This window comes from Sorangium sp. So ce394 (assembly GCF_051474665.1).
GTDB classification, from domain to species: Bacteria; Myxococcota_A; Polyangia; order Polyangiales; family Polyangiaceae; genus Sorangium; species Sorangium cellulosum_D.
Map to the genome: position 1 here is coordinate 1,276,676 of NZ_CP150339.1, position 19,676 is coordinate 1,296,351.

Consider the following 19,676-nt stretch of genomic DNA (forward strand, 5'->3'; position numbering starts at 1 on the left):
GCTGTCCCCTCACGGCGACGGCCGCGCTGCCTCGGTTCAGCCGCCGCCGGCGCGCCGCACGGCGACGCCGACGCCGGCGGTGCTCCAGCAGTTGCTCACATTCCAGGAGATGGTGGTGTTGGAGTTGGCCACGAGATAGCCGGCCAGCGCGACCATGGTCGCCGGCGAGGTCTGGCGCAGGTTCATCGTCGAGGTGGCCGAGGTGGGGATGATGCTGGGGCTGGCGCCGGCGTTGCGCGCCGCCATCACCGTGTACACGAACGAGTTGGTCCCGCTGAAGTTGGTGGTGACCCCTCGGGCCGTGCCGTTGCAGTCCGCTCCGTTGTTGAGGAGGCCAGTCGAGGTGGTGCTCGCGAACGGGTTCGACTGATGCACGCCCTTCAGCTCCACCACGTTGGCGAAGTACATGCCCCAGCTGGCCGAGCTCGCCATCTGCACCACCACGGGCCTGGTGCCGGTGGTGGTCGGCAGCTGGCTGTCCAGGAGGTAGTAGATGCGCGCCGTGGCGTTGTTCTCGGTCGTCACCCCGTTGAAGAGCGTCATCGGCGTGCCGTCGTAGGTGACGCTCACCGGCACGAGCGCGTTCTCGGAGGCGACGACCCCGACCAGGACCATGCGATCGTTGCCCGACGGCGACTGCAGCGCGTGGTTCACGGTGATGATGGGCGTCGTCGACCCGCTGGCGCTCACGCTGCCGGTGGTCGAGTTGACGACGACGATGTCCGGCGTGACGACGCAGCTGCCGTTCGAGCAGATGGGCCTCGCTCCCGAGCACACGTGGCCGCAGTCGCCGCAGTTGCTCGAGGTGCCGAGCTGGGTGGTGCAGCCGTCGCTCGGGTCGCCGCACGCCTTCCAGCCCGCGTTGCAGGTGGGCACGCAGGTGCCGGCGGTGCAGGCGACGGCGCTCGCGTGCGCGTTGCTGCACACGTCGCCGCAATCGGCGCAGTTGCTGACCGTGCCGAGCTGGGTGGTGCAGCCGGCCTCCGGGTTCGCGCACGCCTTCCAGCCCGCGCTGCAGGTGGGCACGCAGGCGCCGGCCGTGCAGGTGGTGGCGCTCGCGTGCGCTGTAAGGCACCGGGTGTCGCAACCGCCGCAAGCGTTGATGTCGCTGGCGGTGTTCTTCTCGCAGCCGTTCATGCCGTCGCCGTCGCAGTTGCGCCACGCGCCGCTGCACACCGGCCGGCACTCGCCGCCGCTGCAGCCGTTGCTGGTCACGTGCGCGCCGGCGGCGGTGCTGCACACCTGGTTGCAATCGCCGCAGTGGCTCGGGCTCGTGGCGGTGTCCGTCTCACACCCGTTGTTCGCGTTGCCGTCGCAGCTCTCGTAGGCTCCGGCGCACACGGGGTTGCAGCCCGACGAGCTGCAGGTGTTGCTGACGACGTGGGCGCTCGACCCGCTCTGGCAAACGAGGTTGCAGCCGAGGCAGTTGCTCTCGTCGTTCCACAGATCGATGTTGCAGCCGTTCTTCGGTACCCCGCAGTCGTCGTACTGCGCGGTCGTGCACACCGGGTTGCAGACGCCGTCGACGCACTGGTTGCTGGTGGTGTGGAGGGTGTTGCACTGGGTGCTGCAGTCGCCGCAGTGCGCCTCGTCGGTCCTGACGTTGGCCTCGCAGCCGTCGCTCAGCGAGCTGTTGCAGTTGGCGTAGTCCGCCTTGCAGCCGACGAAGGCGCAGGCGCCGCTCTGGCACGTCGCGGTGGCGTTCGCGTAGATGGTGTTGCAGTCGACGCCGCCGGCGGCCGCGCAGGCGCCGCAGTGGGTCTGGTTGGCGTTGACGTTCGTCTCGCAGCCGTTGTCCGGGTCGCCGTCGCAGTCGCCCATCCCGCTGTTGCAGGTCCTCACCTTGCATTCGCCGCCCTCGCATTTGGGGTCGCCGCCGGCGATGGTGCAGGTCTCGCCGCAGCCGCCGCAGTGGCTGAGGCTCGTCTCCGTGTTGGTCTCGCAGCCGTTGTCGTAGCGGCCGTCGCAGTCCGCGAAGCCCGGCGCGCAGGTGCCGACGGCGCAGCCGGTGGCCGTGCACTTGCCGGTGCCGTTGGCGACCGTGCACAGGCTGCCGCACGTACCGCAGTTCTCCGGATCGGCGGCCAGGTTCACCTCGCAGCTGTCTTCGGGGTCGCCGTTGCAGTCGCCCCTGCCGGCCGGGCACACCGTCTCTCCGCACTCGCCGTCGCGGCACCAGGGCCTGCCGCCCGCCGTGGGCTTGCACTCGATGCCGCACCCGCCGCAGTTCAACACGTCGCGGGTGACCGCCCTCTCGCAGCCGTCGCCGACCAGGCCGTTGCAGTCGGTGAAGCCCTCGTCGCACTCGACCTTGCACTCCGACGCCTCGCAATACGCGTCGCCGTTCACGGCCGGGCACAGCTCGTCGCACGCGCCGCAATGGGTCGAGTCGATCGCGGTGTTCACCTCGCAGCCGTTCTCGGGGTCGCCGTCGCAGTCGGCGTACGGCGCTTCGCACTCCTTGACCTTGCAAGCGCCGCCCTGGCACTCGGCCGTCGCGCGCGGCAGCGCGCATTTCTGGCCGCAGTCGCCGCAGTTGTCCACGTCGCCGCGCAGGTTCACCTCGCATTCGCCCTCGACCTGGCGATCGCAGTTGGCGTACCCGTCCGCGCAGGTGGGGCCGCACACCCCGTCGATGCAATCGCTGCTGAGGCAGTCCCTGCTCGAGCGGCAGTTTTTTCGGTCCTCGCAGCCCCCGCAGTCGGCGCCGCAGTCCACGTCGCTCTCGGTGCCGTTGTGCACGCCGTCGGTGCAGGTCGGCGCGACGCACAGGCCCTCCTGGCACACGCGGCTCTCGCAGTCGCTGCCCTGGTTGCAGTCCTGGCCGGTCGCGCACTTCCTGTCGCAGCTGCCGCCGCAATCGATGTCCGACTCCGAGCCGTCGCGGGCGTCGTTCATGCAACCCGCTTCCTGGCAAATGCCGTCGATGCACTCGCCCTCGGCGCAGTCGCGGCTCGCGGCGCAGCCGGCGCCGAGCGGGCACGGATCGCACTCGCCGCCGCAGTCCAGGCCCGTCTCGCCGTCGGACTGCGTGCCATCGGTACAGTGCGGCGGGGGGGCGGCGCCGCCTGCCGGCGGGAACTCGAAGTCCGGCACGCTGCACGAAACGGCGGAGATCCCCGCCGTCAGCGCGGCGGCCGAAAACGCGCGGAGCAGCGCGAAGCAACGTAGAAAGCTCGGGGTCGACATCCACCGGCAAAAGTACCATCCTCTGGCGGATTTCGCGGCCACAAATCGAGACAGCGCCAGGATCCTCGCCGAGCTCTGCCGGCGCGCTCGCACCTCCGACGACGACGCGGCGCGGCGTCGCGCGCCGCGAAGGCCGCGCCGCCACGTTGACAGGAGCGGAGACGGCAAGCCACTATGGTAAGCCTCGCATGAGGCATCTTCTACGAATGTTCCGCGTCGCAGCGGTGAGGAATTTTCTACGAATGTTCCGCGTCGCAGCGGTGAGGAATTTTCCACGAATGTTCCGCGTCGCGGCGGTGCTGCTGCTGCTCGAGGCGCCCGCGCTCGCGCAGGACGACGACGCGCTCAAGCGAGCTCGCGCGCAGTTCCAGCAGGCGACCGAGCTCGAGCAGGCTGGCAACTGGGCCGCGGCCCTGCAGCAGTTCCGCGAGGTCGGCCAGGTGCGGATGACGCCGCAGGTGCGCTTCCACATCGCGGTGTGCGAGGAGAACCTGGGGCGGCTCGTGGCCGCGCTCGGCGGCTACGAGCTGGCGCTCGCCGAGGCCGACGCCGTCGGGCCCGATTTCCGGGGCGAGGTCGAGCAGTCGATCGGCCGGCTGCGCGCCCGGATCCCGAAGCTCGTCATCGTGCGCGGCAAGGGGGCGGCCTCCGCGGCCATGGCGCTCGACGGCGTCGCCCTCGGGGGCGCGTCGATCGGCGCCGAGGTGCCGCTCGATCCCGGGCCTCACGCGCTCACCGCCAAGGCGCCCAATCACAAGCCGTTTCAAAAGACGGTGGAGCTGAAGGAGGGGGGGGTGACGCGCGTCGAGGTGACGCTCGAGGCGTTGCCGCAAGAGCTGCTGATCCGGGCGGGCGCCTTGCCGGACAAGCCGCCCTCCAAGGTGGTGCCGTTCGTCGTCGGGGGCGTCGGCGCGGCGAGCCTGATCGGCTCCGGGGTGCTGTTCGTGCTCCGCCAGGGAGCGCTCACGGATCTGGAGGACGCCTGCGGTCCGGGCGGCAAGTCGTGCCCGCCCTCCATGCAGTCGCGTTACGACGACCTCAAGTTCTATCACTACGGCGCGCAGGTGGCGCTCGGCGTCGGCGTCGCCGCGGTCGGCACGGCGACCGCGATCTTGCTCCTCCAGAAGAAGCCCAAAGAGCCCGCGAAGACCTCGCTCGCGCTCGTGCCCGTCGCGGGCGCATCCGAGATAGGCGCGAGTCTCTCGGGCGCGTTCTGAGCGTCAGAACCCCGGATCGTGCTTCCACGACTTGGGCGGCGCGGCCGTCGGCGTCGGGCTCGCCGGCTTGACCTGCTCGGCGGGCTTGTCCCGACGGCGGGGCCCTGGGCTCCCGTGTGACGCCGGGCGCGGCGCCGGCGCTGCGCTGGCCGACGCGGAGGCAGAGGGCTCGCCCGCGGGCGCGCCGAGCTCGGTCGCAAGGGGCGCCTCCGCCTGAGAAGGCGCGGGCGACGACGCCTCCTCCTTGGGGAGCGCCGGCGCAGGCGCGGCGGTCGCGGCGATGGACGGAGAAGGGGCTGGTGGGTCGTCGCTCCGGAGCGTCAGCACGGCGAACGCGACGGCGGCGAAGAGACAGAGGATCGCGATGGCGATCGGCGCGCGGCTGTTGGAGCGCGCGAACGGGGGGATATCGTCGTCGAGCGCGCCCCTTCCGGCGTCGCCCGGGGCCGCGCGGCGGATGTCGACCGGGTTGAAGGCGCTCACCACCGAGTGGCTCATGCCGGTCACGTCGGAGATGCCGAGGTTGCCGCTCGGCGGATTGCGGTCGGCGCGCTCCAGCGCTTCGGCGAGGGCCGCGCGCGTTTGCTGGTGCTCCTCCTCGAACAGCTCGCGGATGAAGGCGGCGACGTCGTCCTCGGTGGCGCGCTGGTTGGGCGGCAGCGCCTTGTCGAGCGCGCGCAGCAGCTCGTTGGCGGTGGCGTAGCGCCGGTCGCGCTCTTTTTCGAGCGCGCGCATCAGCACGGCCTCGAGCGACGGCGGGTAGCTCGGCAGGAACGTGCGCGGCTCCACCACCGGGTCCGGCGACGAGATGGCGAACAGCGTCGCGCCCTCGGATTCCCTGCGGAACGGGTGTTTGCCGGTGGTGAGCGCGTAGAGCACGATGCCCATCGCGAACACGTCCACGCGCCGGTCGATCGGGTCGCCGCGCACCTGCTCCGGCGCCGTGTAGCTCACCTTGCCCTTGAGCTGGCCGGCCTTCGTGGTGCTGTCGTTGAACGCGGTGGCCTTGGCGACGCCGAAGTCCACCACCTTGGCCATGCCGTTGTACGTGACCAGGATGTTCTGCGGGGAGATGTCGCGGTGCACCAGGCCGACGAGCTTGCCGCCGTTGTCCTTGAGCTCGTGCGCGGCGTGCAGGCCGGCGCAGGCCTGCGCCACGATGCGCACGGCGATCGGGATCGGCACGCCGGTCCGCCGCTTCGCGACCTTCATCACCTGGCTGAGCGGGACGCCGTCGATCCACTCCATCGCCAGGAACAGCACGCCGTCCTGCTCGCCGAGATCGAGGATCTCGACGGCGTGCGGGTGGCGGATCTGGGACGCGAGCGACGCCTCCAGGAGGAACATGCGCTCGAACTGGTCGTCCTCGGACAGCTTCGGCAGCATCGTCTTGACGGCGACGATCTTCTGGAAGCCGCGCGTCCCCTTCAGCCGCGCCGCCCACACCATGGCCATGCCGCCCGCTGCGATCGGCAGCAGCAGCTCGTAACGACCCAACACGGACCCGGGCCCGAGCTCGGCCGCGTTGGTCGCTAAGACGTTCGGCGCAGGATTCACGCTACTCGCAAGGTTAACTACGGCCCCTCACTGTACGAGTGGGCGGCGAAACCAAGCAAGGGCATAGCGCAAGAAACACGACGGAGACAGGCCGCAATTGTCGTACCAACACCCCCACTCCCTTACATCTGCCGGCAGCCGATGGGGCCGCTTCGCGGGTGAATTGCCGCTCCCGCAGGCGGTGGCGTGAGGGCGCCCGTCTGGAGCATGGATGGATTGTAGATAGAGCGTTGTTTTCCCGGAGAGCTGGATCGCAGAGAGGTTGTTGATACGGCGCCACTTTTCCACGAAAGAGGTGGATCGCGGAAGGTGCCTTATGTCCACCAGCGCATGCAGCGCGACTGGACGGTGGGTGGGACGGCCTCGACGAGGAGCTTGACTTTCGGATCGCGTTTGGACTTCTCACCCCCCGGGCGCCCGCCCTGTCTCGCCTCTCTGCCGGCACGGCTCCGCAGGCGCGGGACCCCAGAGTCTCCCTGGCCGCGGCCTCAGGTCAGGATCTCGACAACCCCGTCCGTTCCATTCACGCGGATGCGTTGCCCGTCCCGGATCAACTTGGTCGCATTTTCCACGCTGACGACGGCCGGCAAGCCGTATTCCCGGGCGATCACCGCGCCATGGGTCATCATGCCCCCCACCTCGGTCACCAGGCCCTTGACGGACACGAACAAAGGCGTCCAGCTCGGGTCGGTGAAGGCGGTGACAAGGATGTCCCCGGCCTCCAGATCCGCATGGGCCATGTCCAGGAGGACGCGGGCGCGTCCCTCGACGACGCCGGAGGAGACCGGTAGGCCGACGATGGCGCCGGCGGGGAGATCGGCTCGCTTGTACGCACCCGACACGATTTCCCCGTCGGACGTCATGACGCGCGGGGGCGTCATCTTCTTGTGGAGCTCGTGTTCGGCCTTCCGTCGGCTGACGAGCTGGTCGTCCAGCCGATGCGTGCGCACGACCTCGCGGAGCTCGTCGAACGTGAGATAGTAGATGTCTTCGAGGTCGTGGATCACGTCGGCCTGCACGAGCCGCTCGGCCTCTTGCAGCAAGGCCTGCTTGTAAACGAAATAGCGGCTCACGATGGCGTACTTCGGATACTCGCGGTACCCAAGGAAATTCCGGAGCCGGCCGATCATCCGCTGGGCTTCGCTGGCCTTCTGCTCCCCATCCGGCAGCTGCCTCAACCGGTCGAGCAGCTCCTGCGCTCGCTGCAAGGCCTCCTGCCGCCCCTGCTCGAACCTCCGCTTGCCGGCGTGAGGCTCGAAGTTCTTGATGTTGCTCAGGATCAAGGGGACCAGGGTCGTCGGCTCCTCGCTCCAGCGGGCCCTCGTGATGTCGATTTCCCCGGCACATCGCATGCCGTATTTCTGAAGGTACGCCAGGATGGCGTCCCGGGCCTGCTGCCCACCTTCGAGCTCGGCCAGCTCCTCCAGGAAGCCGTCGTGCTTCACGTCCTGCAGATAAGCGACCACGTCCGGATAAGGACGGATCACGTCGGCGACGTCCAGGAGCTCCAGGCCCATCTCCGACGTGACGTTGTTCGACACGGACTGGGAGAGCGTGTCCGCGGCGTTCCTCTCGCCGAGCCACTCCATCATCTTGTCGTTGAGCCACCATGAAGCGTTCATGGCCGCCATGATCGCGCCCATGTTCTGTGGACCGAACATGGACTTCTTCATTCGCTGGACGTCCTCCAGGATGAAGTCGAACAGCGCCGTTCCGGTCTTGCCTCGGATGTCGCGCTTCAGCTCCTCGAGCCCGGCCTGGGCGCGCTCGATCAGCGCGGTGACGATCGCCGGGTCGTCTTCGACCTGCGCGTCGAAGCGCGAGGGCGCCGCCCCTTGCTCGCCCTGGCCGGGACGCGAGGCCGCCGGATCGACGGGCGAGGGCTCGATGAAGTCTCCCCGCGCGATGATGGTCGAGAGGGCGTCCTTGATGAGCGGATCGGAGCGCCCCACGAGTTTCAGGAGGGCGTCCCGGCTGGCCGGTGAGGCCAGCTGCTTCGTGGGATCGACGAACAGCCTGCCGCCCGCCGCGACCATGTGGCCAGCCGCGGCCAGCTGGAAGAAGGACAGCCCGAGGGGCTTCATGGGGTCGGTCATCATCTGTTGATGGCCGACCGAGATGTAGACGCGGTTGCCTCGATCCCCTGCCTCGGGGATGGGATACAGGGTCGTGATCGGCCGGCTCTGGACGACGTGGAGCTCATCGCCGACCAGGCACCACTCGATGTCCTGGGGGTGGCCGAAATGCCCTTCGATCTGCCGGCCCACGCGCTCGAGCCGCAGGATCTGCGCGTCCGTCAGCACCTGCCCGCCCTGCCGCTCGGGCTCGATCGCCCGCTCTTCGGTGCCGCCCTCCTCCAGGGCGCGCGTGGCCAGCGTCTTCTTGGCGATCGCCTTCTCGACGATCTGGCCGTTCCGCACCTTGTAGCGATCGGCGCTCGCCAGGCCGGAGACCAGGGCCTCCCCCAGGCCGAAGCCGGCCTCGATCGACGACACCTTCCGGTTCGACGTGACGGGATCGGCCGTGAACAAGATCCCGGCCGCCTGCGCGAAGACCATCTTCTGCACCACCACCGCCATGTGGACCTTGCGGTGGTCGAAGCCGTGCTGGACGCGGTAGGTCACCGCCCGCTCGGTGAAGAGCGATGCCCAGCACCGGCGGACGTGCTGCAGGACCGCCTGCGTCTCGATGACGTTCAGGTACGTATCCTGCTGGCCCGCGAAGGAGGCCCCCGGCAAATCCTCCGCCGTCGCGCTGGACCGTACCGCGTAGGCGTCGCCCGCGCCGAACCTGGAGAGAGCCTGGGTGAGCGCCTCTTGCAGGTCCTCGGGGATGGCCGTCCCTTCGATGATCCGGCGCAGCTCGCCGCTGAGCTCGCGGATCCCGTCCCGGTCTCCCGCCTCGAGCGACGACAGCCGATCGAGCAACCCGGCGATCGACGGCGCTCCTCCCATGATCCGCTGGAAGGCTCCGGTGGTGACGCAAAAGCCAGCGGGCACGCGGATCCCCTCGATCCTGGAGACCTCCCCCAGGTTCGCGCCCTTCCCGCCGACCACCTTGGCCTTCGTTCGATCGACCTCCTGGAGATCGAGCACATAGGTCCGCATCCGTTCACCTCCATCCGACGTTGGCAGCTCGTTCGCTGCGATGGATCGTCACGCCCCCCCGTCGAAGCGCGCCACTATAACGACCGACGGAGAGGGCCGCCAGGGACGCGGGGAAGATCGAGGGCGACTTGGGTGGTCCAGCGGACAGCGATCCCGGGGCTGCTCGCGGCGCGAAGCATGGCCTATTCTTGGTGGCTTCTGCTCACCCTCCTCGTCGCCGTCGGCCTGAGCTGAACCAGGAGCCCCCCTCGATGCGCATCGCGATCCTCTCGACGTACACGCACCCGAGCCGCCTGCACCGCAAGGAGCGCTCGATCATGCAGTCCTCCGTCCCCGAGCTCATCGCCGCCCTGTGCCCGCCGGACGCGGAGATCGAGCTCTACAACGAGAAGGAGACGGACGTCCCCCTCGATCGCCCCTGGGACCTCGTGTTCTTCTCGTACCTGCACGCCTATTACGAGCACACCAAGGTGCTCTCCGCGCTGCTCCGGCGGCGCGGCGTCACCACGGTGGCCGGCGGCCGGCACGCGAGCCATTTCCGCGCGGACGCGCTCCAGCACTTCGACGCGGTGATCGCGGGCGACCCGGAGTCGAACGTCCCGGCCCTCGTCGCCGACTTCCAGCGGCGCGAGCTCCAGCCCGTCTACGCGCTCCCGCCGGTGCCCCCGGAGCAGATCCCCACCTACCGCTACGATCTGATCGATTACCGGAACAACCTCGTTCGCCTGCCGGGCATCGAGGCGTCGCGCGGCTGCCCCTTCTCCTGCAACTTCTGCGTGCTCACGGGGCACGAGCAGTACCGCTATCGCCCGATCGACCACGTGATCCGGGACATCCGCGATCGGATGATCTTCAACCGGCGCATTCCGGGGGTGACCGGCGACACGTTCAGCTTCCTCGACAACAACCTGGGCGGCTCTCCCCGCTACCTGCGGGAGCTCTGCGAGGCGCTGATGCCGCTCAAGAAGATCTGGGGCTGCGCGCTCACCTTCAACGTGCTGCGCGATCCGGAGCTGGTGCGCCTCATGGGGCGCGCGGGGTGCCGGTACGTCTACACCGGGCTGGAGTCGCTGAACCCCGAGTCGATCAGCGCCATGAACAAGGGGCAGAACAAGCTGAGCGAGGTCCGCGAGGTCCTGAAGCGGGCCTCGGCGAGCGGGATCGTGCTCTCGTTCGGGCTCCTCGTGGGCGCGGACGGGGACACCAACGAGTACCTGGAGCGGCTGCCCGCGTACCTGCACGATCTCGGGGATCAGTGCCCGACGTTCCTCGGGATCGTCTGCCCGTACCCGGAGACGCCGTTCTTCGCGCAGGTGGCGGCCGAGGGGCGGCTCCTGCCCGGGGTGACCAGCCGGGACCTCGACGGGTACACCCTGTGCCACCGGCCGGACCGGCTGCACCCCTCCGAGGCGATCGAGCACTTCCAGCGCCTGAGCCGCACCCTGGGGGGCCTGACCAGCGTGGGCCGCCACCTGTGGAGCCGGCTGATGACGAGCGATCTGCCCCGCTACAAGACGTGCGTTCTGATGTCGGCGCCCGAGGTGATGAGCCTGCGCGCGCCGCTCGCCAACCCCGCGCGCAGCTACATCGCCGGGCGCGATCCGATCGAGGCGTGGGACGCGGCGAGGATGCGGGAGCTCGGGCTCGAGCCGCAGCGCATCGACGCCGCGTCCTGCCGGGCGGATCCGCGGGGGCTCGCCCGGATCCGGCCGCGGCGGGGGAGCGGCCCGGCGGCGGTCGCGCGGGGAGGGGAGCCGTCGTGAGGGGCCGCGCGAGCGGCGCGGCGATCGCCTACTTCGCCCTGGTCCACGCGCTGGCCGTCGTCGGGCTGCTCCTGCCGATCCGGGCGAGCTACGTCGCCCTCGCGGCCGGGCTGTACGCGGCGCTCCACCTGTCCACCATCGTCGGCCTGCACCGGCTGCTCTCGCACCGCGCGTTCCGCTGCCCGCGGTGGGTCGAGTACGCGCTCGTGTCGGCGGCGATGATCAGCGGCCAGGGCAGCCCGATCGCGTGGGTGGCGACGCACCGGCGGCACCACGCGCACACCGATCGCGAGGGCGACGTCCACTCGCCGCGGCGAGGCCTCTGGTACGCGCACCTCGGGTGGATCGTCGACGACGGCTCGACCGATCCCCGCGATCCGGAGCGGTACTGCCGCGATCTGGCCGGCGATCCCTACTACCGGTGGCTCCTCCGGTGGCGGTTCGCGCCGCAGGCGGCGGCGGTGCTGCTCGCGGGGCTCGCGCTGGGCTGGGGCGCGGTGCCGTTCGTGTTCTTCCTGCCGCTCGTGTGCTGGATGCACGCGACCTACCTGGTGAACTCGGTCTGCCACGCGCCCCGCTTCGGCCGCCGCGCGTTCGAGACCCGCGACGGGAGCCGCAACGTGGGCTGGGTGGCGGTCCTGACCTTCGGCGAGGGCTGGCACAACAACCACCACGCCTTCCCGCGCGCCGCCCGCTACGGGATGGCGCCGGGGCAGCACGATCTCGCGTTCCTGTTCATCCGCGCGCTCGCGGCGCTGGGGCTCGCGTCGGACATCCAGCCCGGGCCGGAGGGGCGTGAGGGCGCGCGGGCCCGGGCGGCGGGGGGCGGATAGGCCCGAGCGCCGAGCACCGGCCGCCGATCCCGCGGCTCGGCGCGCGGGAGCGCCAGCGCGGCGGACCCGCCGTCGCGCGCGGGTGGCCGCGGAGCGGAGCGGAGCGCCGCAGGGCTCAGTCCCGGGGGCGACGGCGCGGGGGCGCCATGCCCCCCGCGCGGTCCCGGGCCGCGGCCGCGCGGCCCGGCGGCTTTGCCTCGTCGGGCGCGTTGGCCCGCGCCCGGGCGCCGGCCGCGCTGCCCCGCGGCCTGTCCTCGTCGGCCGCGCTGCCCCGCGGCCTGTCCTCGCCGGCCGCGCTGCTCCGGGGCCCGCCCTCGTCGGCCGCGCCGCTCCGCGCCCGCGCCCGGGCGCCGGCCGCGCTGCTCCGGGGCCTGTCCTCGTCGGCCGCGCCGCCGCGCGCGCCGGCCTCGTCGCTCCGGGCGTCGCCGGGAGCGTCGTGGTGGTCGCGGCGGACCTGCACCTTGCGCCCCTTCAGCCGGGTGGCGCGCAGCGCCTCGATGACGCTGTCCGCCGCGTCGGCCGGCACCTCGACCACGGAGAAGCCGTCCGCGATCTGGATGGCCCCGATGTCGCGAGAGCTCAGCGACGCCTCGTTCGCGATCGCGCCGACCAGATCGGCCGGCCGGATGCCCGCGGCGCGCCCCGCGCCGATGTAGAGCCGCGCGACGGTGCCGTCGGCCTCCCGCTCCTCGCGCCCCCCGCGCCGCGGCCGCCCCGGCGCGTCCCCCGGCCACCCCGGCGCGTCCCCCGGCCACCCCGGCGCCTCCCTCGGCCGCCCCGGCGCCTCCCCCGGCCGCCCGCGCGCCCCCGGCGGGCCGCGCCGCGCGCGCTCCGGCGCGGGCGGCGGCGGCCGGAACGACGGGATCTCCGCCTCCTCCTCCTCCCGATCCCCCTCCGTCGCGCGGTGCGCGAGCTGCACCGCCGCCGCGGCGATGTCCATGACGTCGAACTCGTCGGCGAGCCCCTCGACAACGACCCGGAACCGCTCGGCGCCGCCCTGGAGCAGCGCCTCCCGGAGCGACGCCCGCGTCAGCTCGAGGCGACGGGCGCGCAGATCGGCCACCGTCGGCAGGGTGGCGGCCTCGATGCGCTGGCCCGTGAGCCGCTCGACGTTGCGGAGCAGGTAGTGCTCGCGCGGCTCGATCAGCGTGATCGCCGCCCCCTCCCGGCCGGCGCGCCCCGTGCGGCCGATGCGGTGGACGTACACCTCGGCGGCGCAGGGGACGTCGTAGTTGATGACGTGCGACACGTGCTCGATGTCGAGCCCCCGCGCCGCCACGTCGGTCGCGACGAGCAGGTCGGCCGCGCCGGCGCGGAAGCGCGCCATCACGCGATCCCGGTGCTCCTGCGAGAAGCCGCCGTGGAGCGCCTGGGCCTCGTAGCCGCGGGCGCGCAGCGCCTCGGTCAGCTCGTCCACCTCGTTGCGCGTGCGGCAGAAGAGGATCGCCGACGACGGGTCCTCCATGTCGAGCACCCGCGTCAGGGCCGCCGGCTTGTGCGCCCGCGGCACGATGTACGCCGTCTGGCGCACGCGCGGGAGCTCGCCCGGCGCCGCCTTCTCGACCGCGATCTTGACCCGCACCGGCTCGCGCAGGTGCCGGCCGGCGATCGCGGCGATCCGCGCGGGCAGCGTCGCCGAGAAGAGCACCGTCTGCCGCTCGCCCGGCGTGGCCGCGAGGATCTCCTCGAGCGCCTCGGCGAACCCCATGTCGAGCATCTCGTCCGCCTCGTCGAGCACGACGGTGCGGATGCCGTCGAGGGCGAGCGTGCCGCGGCCGATGTGGTCGAGCGCCCGGCCCGGCGTCGCCACGACGACGTGGACCCCGCGCCGCAGCGCGCGCAGCTGCTGCCCGAACGGCTGGCCGCCGTAGACCGACAGCACCTGCACGCCCAGCCGGCGGCCGTAGCGGTGCATCGCCTCGGCCACCTGCATGGCGAGCTCGCGCGTCGGCACGAGCACGAGGGCCACGGGGCGGCCGGGCGGCGCGCCGCCGATCTCCATCCGCTGGAGCAGCGGCAGCGCGAACGCGGCCGTCTTCCCGGTGCCGGTGGCGGCCTGCCCGAGCAGGTCGCGCCCGTCGAGGAGGTGCGGGATCGCCTCGCGCTGGATCGGGGTGGGCTCTTCGTAGCCGAGCTCGGCGAGCTCGTCGAGGAGGGCAGGCCCGATGCCGAGCGCGGCGAAGCTGGCGGACGAGGTGGTCGGTTCCACGGCGGCTCCGCGTCTCATGGCCTCGCGCCGGCGTCATGGCAAGCCGGCAGGCGGCGCGGCGCGCGCGCCCGCGTCCCGGTCAGCCGAGCCTCGCGGCGAGGGCGCGGTACCGCTCGGACAGGCGCGCGGCGTCCACCCGGCCGAGGAGCGCGCGCGCGGCCTCCTCGGCGCGGGGGCTGCCCTGGGGCGCGCGGCTCATCGCCTCGAGGTGGAGCTCGAGCGCGCGCCTCTGCTCCGCGAGCGCCTGCGCGGCCCGACCCCGGAGCTCGAGGATCTCGGCCTGCTCCGCGCAGAGCGCCGCGTACGCGCCGATCTTCTCGGGGTCGCCGAGCAGCGTGGCTGCGCCCGCGGCGTCGACCCGGTCGAGCATGTCCCGCATCGGGCCGAAGAGGCCGTCCGCGGTGGTGCGGACGAGCAGCTCCGCCTCGTCGAGCTGGCCGGCGCGCCGGAGCCCGGCGATCCGGCCGATGGCCTCGGCGAGCTGCTCGATCATGCGGAGGAGGTAATCGCGCTGCCTGAGCGACATGGGGTCTCCTGAACGATCCTGGTCACGCGCCCTTCTTGTGAAACTCCACGAAGAACCTGACAGGACCGTCCGGCTCGACGTGGTGCAGCACCTCCGGCGCGACGATCCCGGCGGTCTCCGGGGTCAAGAGGAGCTCTCGCCCCGCGGGCCCCTCGATGCGGTAGCGGAGCTGCCCCGAGACCACGTGGATCACCCCCCAAACGCCGGGCTTCGTCGCATGGTTCTTCCGGAGCCCGCCGGGGATCGTGCCCTCGTCGAACTCCGCGGTCCGCTTGTAGGCGCAGAGCCCGCCCGGCATGTCGAGCCGATCGCAGCGCGCGCAATCGAGCGCGGTGCCGAGCATCGAGGCGCGGCCCTCGGCGGTGAGCACCCACGGGCGCAGGAGGAAAGGGGGCTTGTGCCGGACGTGCTGACCGTGACCGCAGCTCAGCTCGGCCACCCAGTCCCCCGCGTCATCCTTGTGGTAGCCCGTGATCGGTCGGAGCATGCCGGCTTCTCCCCCCGAGGGCTGGCTGCATGCCAGCGCGGGAGAAGGAAGAGCAGAGCGACTCGAGGACGTCAAGCGAGGCTCGCGGCGCCGGCTGGCAGGGACGCAATCCTCCGCCGTCAGGTGCTTCTTCGTGGGTCGAAGGGGCATAGGAGCCCACTCGTACGCCGCACCACGACGCCGCTGGGCGCCGCGATATCGACGGCCGGGGGCACGATCCGGCCGTCGCGCGGGCCGTCCCACCGCTGAGACCGCGTGATACGCTCGGATCATGCGCACACGCATTTCTTTCGCGCTCCTCGCCGCCGCGTCGCTCGCGGCCTGTGTTCCTCCCCAGGCGACCGCGGACTCGCCCGATCCCTTCGCGACGGCCGAGCGCGAGATCGCGCCGTGGACCGAGCCCGCGCCCGAGATCGCGGAGAGCCCGGTGGGGCCCGAGACGCCGGAGCAGCGGGTCGCGCGGTTGCTCGCCAAGGCGACCCTCGTGGACGGCCACAGCAGCGTGCCCTCGCCGCTCCTCGGCGGCGCGCCCCGCCGGGCGAGCCCGGACCACGAGGCGACGGTCGAGGAGCTCGCCAGGATGAAGGCGTCAGGCGTCGCCGGCGCGTTCTTCTCGATCCACGTCGGCGTGTCCTCGGCGCAGGCCGCGTTCGGCGCCGGCGCCGCGCGCCGCGCGCTCGATCTCATCGACGCGACCCACCGGCAGATCGAGCGCCACCGCGACGCGCTGGTGCTCGCGCGGAGCGCGCGGGACGTGCGCCGCGCCAAGCGCGAGGGCAGGATCGCCGCGTTCCTCAGCGTCGACGGCGGGCACGCGATCGAGAACTCCCTGCCGGCGCTGCGCTCGCTCTACCGGCTCGGCGTCCGCAGCATGGCGCTCACGCACACCACCACGAACAGCTGGGCGGACTCCGCGGGAGGACCCCTCGAGCCCGGGCTCGCCCGCCACCGCGGCCTCTCCTCCTTCGGCGAGACCGTGGTCCGCGAGATGCAACGGATCGGCATGCTCGTCGACCTCTCGCACGCGTCGGACGACACGTTCCAGGACGTCATGAAGGTGGCCAAGGCGCCGGTCATCACCTCGTCCACGATGCCCGCCGCCGGCTATCTCCGGCGCAACCTCGACGACTACATGCTGCGCGCGGTCGCGGAGAACGGCGGCGTCGTCCTGGTGAACGTCTGGGCGCTCTTCCTCGACGCGACCTACGCGGAGCAGTCCGAGCGCTTCGTGCAGAAGCACGGGGCGCACCTCAAGGAGCTCGGCGAGCGGCTCCAGGGCGACGCGCAGGCGCTCCGCGAGGAGCTCGAGAAGCTCAAGGCCCAGGAAGCGCCGATGACGCCGCCGCCGCCCTCGCGGATCGCGGACCATATCGATTACCTGGTGAAGATCGCGGGGATCGATCACGTCGCCGTCGGCTCGGTCTTCGGCGAGGGCGAGGCGCTCCAGGCGGGGAGCGCCGGCGCCGACGGGCTCACCGGCGTCACGCTGGAGCTCCTCCGCCGCGGCTACTCGGAGGGCGACATCCTCAGCCTGCTGGGCGGGAACTTCGTGCGGGCGCTCGAGCAAGCCGAGGCCTACGCGGCCGCCACGTCGACCACGCTGTCAGGGCACGGCAGCACGCGGCAGCTCACCGCGGCCGAGCTGCGCGAGCTGCAGCTGCTGGACGCACCGCCGCCGCCGCCGTCGTCGCGGGGGCCGCAGTGGTGGATGGCTCCGCCGCCGCCCGCGCCGGCCCCGCGGCCCGCGAAGGGCGCGGCGCCGCCGCCCCCGCCGCCGGAGCTCGCGCCGTCGCGGTAGCGTCTCGCGGCGGGCCGGCCGGGCGCTCGGCGGGCCGGGCGCTCGGCGCGGGAGCTGAGCGACCGCCGGCGCCGCGTCGCGACGCCTCGGGCCATCCGAACGGCCTGGGGCAATCTCAAATCGTCATGTTGAGGAAGCGGGCCGGCATCGAGTTCACCGACGTCGGTCCCATGCTCCCCAAGGTCCGGGAGATCATCCCCCTCCTGACGATGAAGCTACGACCTCTCCTTTCGAGCGAACCGTAGGCTCGGGGCTCGTCTCCGGCTTCCTCTTCGACAGCAGGACCCACGACGATCAAATTCCGCCTGAGATATCGCTCACGGTCACGAGAGAGGTGATCCCTTCGATCGTCAACCCCGGCGGCGTCCGGCACATCACCCCGAACTGTAGCTCTTTACCGATGAGCTCCGTGCCGGCCTGGTGCAACTTACGAACGCCGGCGATCTTCGAGAGTGCGCCGGTGTCTTGCATGATCCCATCCCTATCGTACCACATGAGCCGGCAGCTCGGGCAAGTCGCGCCGCCCACGCAGGAGTTCAAGTTCGAGCTACTTGTGTTGTAGAGATCCGAGTAGTAGACCGTCGTGTCTGTGACGCTGCGATTATGCTCCCGACTGTCGTCCGAGGGTGGAGCGATCGGGCAGAAGATATCGACGGGAGAGCTCCCGAGGTTCGTGGCCCCATACCCGTGCCGATAGACGCTCGCGATCGCACCTTCCGTGCCCGCCGCCGAACATTCGATGCCGCTCGTCTGAACGTAGTTCCAGCCGCTCGTCGATATCGTGGTGTCGTCCTCTGGATCGCCGCTTCCGTGGGTGCAGTCACCCGTGAGCTGGCAGAGCTTGGCCTTGTAACCGAGAATCGCCGTTCGTTCGGGCACCGAGCACACGAACTCCAGGCCCTTCACGACGGTATCCTCTTGGGCCTCCAGCGTGGTGCCGTTGCCCGTACCGCCCGCCCACTGGCCACCGCCGCTCGTCGACCCCGCCACGTCGAGCCGACCGACGCCGGAGCCGCCGGTGTTCGAGACCGAGGCGCTGTAGTAAACAAAGCTATCGGAGGCGCGCATCGCGGCGTAGCAGCTCACGGTCCGCGTCCCCGCTCCTCTGCGATCGAAGTAGACGATCGCCGAGAGCGCATCCCCCCAGCGCTTGGCGTTGAACGCCGTCGTCCCGTTCGAGCCCCAGCGGCCCGACAAGGCGATCGGGCAGATGACGTCGCGCTCCGAGGTGCCGGAGTTGTAAATCGCGCCGCTCGAATCCATCCGATCGGTGGCCTCCGGGTACGCGAATGTACACTCTGCCCCCCCGTTCTTCATCAGCCAGGCTTTGTGCGTCGCGAGCGCCGAATGGCTCAACGAGAGAGCTGCGGCGACGAGCGCCACGATTGTGATCTTCTTCATGCCGTTCACCTGTCAATTCGACGAGACCGTTGCTTCGTAGGAGCCTATGATGGAGCTAGCTGGCATTTCGCAGGCCAGACCCCACTCAACCGAGGTCTGCGACGTGAAAGGGTTGCTCCAGGAGATGGTGTTGAAATCACTGACAGGAGTAATGTAGGACCCCGCCGGCGCGCTGGCGCAACCCCCGGCGGTGGAGCACGCGTAGCGGGAGGTGCCCCAGACGATGCTGCCGCCGATCGATTGCGTGAACGGTGTGCAGCGCACCGAATCTCCCGGATTATAGTCCTTGACCTCGGCCTTCATCCCGGTCGCGGTCACTTCGGTCGCCATGCTTGATGAGAGCGAATCCCCGTAGTAGGCGGTCGCGCGCCTCGTGATCGGGCAAACGACAAACACGGGCGCAGAAACGTCGAACCTGACCGAGGTCCTCTGCACCGAGTGCATCAGGTCGTCTTGAGCACCACTGAACGCAGCGCGGCAGCGGGTGCCGCTCATGTTGACGTGGTTCGGACCTCGAGTGTAAACGTACTGCGCGTGCGCCCCGACCGTGACCAGGCCGATCGCGCAGAAGGCCAGCGCCCCTATTCGTACCTTGTGTCTCATACCGTTCTCCTCTGTTCTCCGTTCACTTCGACGTCGAGCCGATCAAGGCTCCACGCCGCGCCGCGGCAGCGCAGCTCTCATTGCCGAGAGCCGCGCTCCACGGGCTCTTCGAGGCCGTCCCGAGGCAGCTCCTCCGGAAGTACGGGGCTGTCCGGCGGCGGCGCGTCGAGGATCCAGGTGACCTCCACCCGATCGCCGTCGCGCTCGATCAAGCCGCTGCGCATCTTGCCAGCTTGCCAGCCGTGGAACTCGCCGGTCCGGGTGATGACCTCGGTGGCCTCCTCCGCCTTCACCGCGGATGCGTGGACGACCGTCACGGAGCAGCCTTTCGCGTAGCACTCCAGCGGCTCGAACGTCCCCGCGGCCCCCAGCTGCGCGAGCTTGCTCGTCCACGCGCCGACGACGGCCGACGCAGGCGCGAACAAGCGGTGGTCCGGGCCCGAAGCCCGCAGCTCACGCAAGACACGATCTCGATGCTCGCGCGGCGATGGCTCCCTGGGCGGCGCGGCGGGCTCGCTCGAAGGCGGCCCCGGCTCGACGGGCCGGACGGGCGGCGAGGCAGCGCCGGCGGCGCGCTCATCCGCGCGGGCGTGCTGCGCGAGATCCTCCGCTCCCGGCGCGGCGTTCGGAGCGTCTTCGTGCCGCCGCTCGCGCTCTGGAAGCGTCGCCCGGGCGCCGAGCTCATAGGCGAAGAACAGCGCCCCGATCACCGCGCAGCCAGCGAGCAGCCTCCTTATCAATCGGTCCTTGGAGCGCTCCGCCGGCAGCCCCGGAGAGCTCGAATCCCGTGGGTTCGAAGGCAGCCCCGTTCCTGTCCCAGGTTCATGCTTGACCAGCTGACTCATCCCGTCAATTCCATCCTTACTTATGCAGCCTGGACCGTGCCGCTCGGGCCCCCATGGCCGGAGCTGGCGAGTTCTTTGTATCGGTTCGAGCTCGGCTTCGAAGATCCGCAAGAACGTGGACGAGCGATCGGCGCGGCGCGG

Annotated in this window: 13 protein-coding genes; 4 read left to right on the forward strand and 9 right to left on the reverse strand. The window is 70.9% G+C overall.

What is annotated here, in order from left to right:
- Positions 1-36: 36 nt before the first annotated feature.
- Positions 37-3,189, reverse strand: coding sequence for a hypothetical protein (locus WMF33_RS04755; RefSeq protein WP_437336012.1), 3,153 nt, complete (start codon positions 3,187-3,189; stop codon positions 37-39).
- A gap of 278 nt (positions 3,190-3,467) precedes the next feature.
- Between WMF33_RS04755 and WMF33_RS04760 the strand changes: the two genes are divergently transcribed.
- Positions 3,468-4,406: a PEGA domain-containing protein gene (locus tag WMF33_RS04760; protein ID WP_437336013.1), complete on the forward strand. Its 939-nt coding sequence runs from the start codon at positions 3,468-3,470 to the stop codon at positions 4,404-4,406.
- A gap of 3 nt (positions 4,407-4,409) precedes the next feature.
- Here WMF33_RS04760 and WMF33_RS04765 read toward each other — a convergent pair whose 3' ends face one another.
- Positions 4,410-5,963 (reverse strand): serine/threonine-protein kinase, encoded by a 1,554-nt coding sequence (locus WMF33_RS04765; protein ID WP_437336014.1) that lies wholly within the window; start codon positions 5,961-5,963, stop codon positions 4,410-4,412.
- A 488-nt stretch (positions 5,964-6,451) separates the two neighbouring features.
- Complete coding sequence (rph, locus tag WMF33_RS04770; RefSeq protein WP_437336015.1) at positions 6,452-9,070, reverse strand: rifamycin-inactivating phosphotransferase; 2,619 nt, start codon at positions 9,068-9,070, stop codon at positions 6,452-6,454.
- A 251-nt stretch (positions 9,071-9,321) separates the two neighbouring features.
- Here rph and WMF33_RS04775 point away from each other — a divergent pair, with 251 nt between their 5' ends.
- Together WMF33_RS04775 and WMF33_RS04780 are read left to right on the forward strand one after the other, a co-directional pair.
- The gene (locus WMF33_RS04775; RefSeq protein WP_437336016.1) at positions 9,322-10,833 is read left to right on the forward strand and encodes a B12-binding domain-containing radical SAM protein; all 1,512 of its coding nucleotides are present in this window, start codon (positions 9,322-9,324) and stop codon (positions 10,831-10,833) included.
- Entirely contained in the window at positions 10,830-11,666 is an 837-nt protein-coding gene (locus WMF33_RS04780) for an acyl-CoA desaturase (RefSeq protein ID WP_437336017.1), read from the forward strand. The genes WMF33_RS04775 and WMF33_RS04780 overlap by 4 nt, the downstream gene beginning before the upstream one ends.
- Positions 11,667-11,781: 115 nt before the next feature.
- On the opposite strand, the gene WMF33_RS04785 is transcribed toward WMF33_RS04780, so the two are convergent.
- The 3 genes from WMF33_RS04785 to WMF33_RS04795 all read right to left on the reverse strand — a co-directional run bounded on the left by WMF33_RS04785 (position 11,782) and on the right by WMF33_RS04795 (position 14,888).
- Positions 11,782-13,893, reverse strand: coding sequence for a DEAD/DEAH box helicase (locus WMF33_RS04785; protein WP_437336018.1), 2,112 nt, complete (start codon positions 13,891-13,893; stop codon positions 11,782-11,784).
- Between the two features lie 61 nt (positions 13,894-13,954).
- Complete coding sequence (locus tag WMF33_RS04790) at positions 13,955-14,401, reverse strand: hypothetical protein (protein WP_061623688.1); 447 nt, start codon at positions 14,399-14,401, stop codon at positions 13,955-13,957.
- 22 nt (positions 14,402-14,423) lie between these two features.
- Positions 14,424-14,888, reverse strand: coding sequence for a DUF3565 domain-containing protein (locus WMF33_RS04795; protein WP_437336019.1), 465 nt, complete (start codon positions 14,886-14,888; stop codon positions 14,424-14,426).
- Positions 14,889-15,159: 271 nt separating this feature from the next.
- On the opposite strand from WMF33_RS04795, the gene WMF33_RS04800 reads away from it, so the two are divergent.
- Positions 15,160-16,686 (forward strand): dipeptidase, encoded by a 1,527-nt coding sequence (locus tag WMF33_RS04800; RefSeq protein WP_437336020.1) that lies wholly within the window; start codon positions 15,160-15,162, stop codon positions 16,684-16,686.
- Between the two features lie 294 nt (positions 16,687-16,980).
- Here WMF33_RS04800 and WMF33_RS04805 read toward each other — a convergent pair whose 3' ends face one another.
- From WMF33_RS04805 to WMF33_RS04815, 3 genes are all read right to left on the reverse strand, one after another.
- Positions 16,981-18,087 carry a hypothetical protein gene (locus WMF33_RS04805; protein ID WP_020732958.1) on the reverse strand — a complete coding sequence of 369 codons (1,107 nt, stop codon included), beginning with the start codon at positions 18,085-18,087 and terminating at the stop codon, positions 16,981-16,983.
- 12 nt (positions 18,088-18,099) lie between these two features.
- The gene (locus WMF33_RS04810) at positions 18,100-18,690 is read right to left on the reverse strand and encodes a hypothetical protein (RefSeq protein WP_437336021.1); all 591 of its coding nucleotides are present in this window, start codon (positions 18,688-18,690) and stop codon (positions 18,100-18,102) included.
- A 77-nt stretch (positions 18,691-18,767) separates the two neighbouring features.
- Positions 18,768-19,535, reverse strand: coding sequence for a hypothetical protein (locus tag WMF33_RS04815; protein WP_437336022.1), 768 nt, complete (start codon positions 19,533-19,535; stop codon positions 18,768-18,770).
- Positions 19,536-19,676 lie beyond the last annotated feature (141 nt).